The sequence below is a fragment of the Massilia norwichensis genome, from assembly GCF_024753245.1.
Classification (GTDB): domain Bacteria; phylum Pseudomonadota; class Gammaproteobacteria; order Burkholderiales; family Burkholderiaceae_D; genus Telluria; species Telluria norwichensis.
On record NZ_JANUGX010000093.1, the window covers coordinates 1 to 684 of the forward strand.

The 684-nt window shown below is 58.5% G+C and carries 1 protein-coding gene; it reads right to left on the reverse strand.

Going from position 1 to position 684, the window contains the following annotated elements:
• Positions 1–684: reverse transcriptase domain-containing protein (locus NX782_RS26270; protein WP_258848447.1), on the reverse strand; the 684-nt coding region annotated here is incomplete at both ends.

The following is a 684-nucleotide window of genomic DNA, read 5'->3' on the forward strand; positions in this document are numbered from 1 at the left end:
CCCCAGCACATAGCTACGTAGTTCGTCGATGACCTGCGCCATGCTGCGCCCGCCGTTCCGGCACGTTATCTGCCGAATCCGTTGTTTGAACGTCTCAAGAGCCTTCAATGACACTGCGCGTTTTACCTCGCCAGTCGGGCTTTGCCACAAGGCGTAGCCCAGGAATTTCCGGCCAAACGCAGCGGTTACCGCACTTTTCGATTCATTGATCTTCAAGCGCAGTTTGTCGTAGCGGCGCTTGAGCAAAGCCATCACCCGCTCCCCAGCTTTCCGGCTGCGCACGTACACGTTGCAGTCGTCGGCATAGCGGGCAAAGCGATGTCCCCTTCGTTCAAGCTCACGATCCACTTCGTCGAGAAGCACATTGGCCAGCAATGGAGACAGCGGTCCGCCTTGCGGCGTCCCTTCCATTCTCTCAGCCACTACGCCGCGATCCATAATTCCCGCGTTCAGGTAGGCACGAATCAACCGGATCACTCCGGCATCGTTCACGCGTTTCCTCAAGCGGTCGATCAGGATGTCATGGTTGACGCGGTCGAAAAATTTCGACAGGTTCACGTCCACCACGATGCGGCGGCCTTCCTGCACATACTGTTGTGCAGCGAGCACGGCATCCCGCGCCCGTCGGCCGGGCCGGAACCCGTAGCTGTGTTCACTAAAAGTCGGATCGATCAGCGGTTGCAG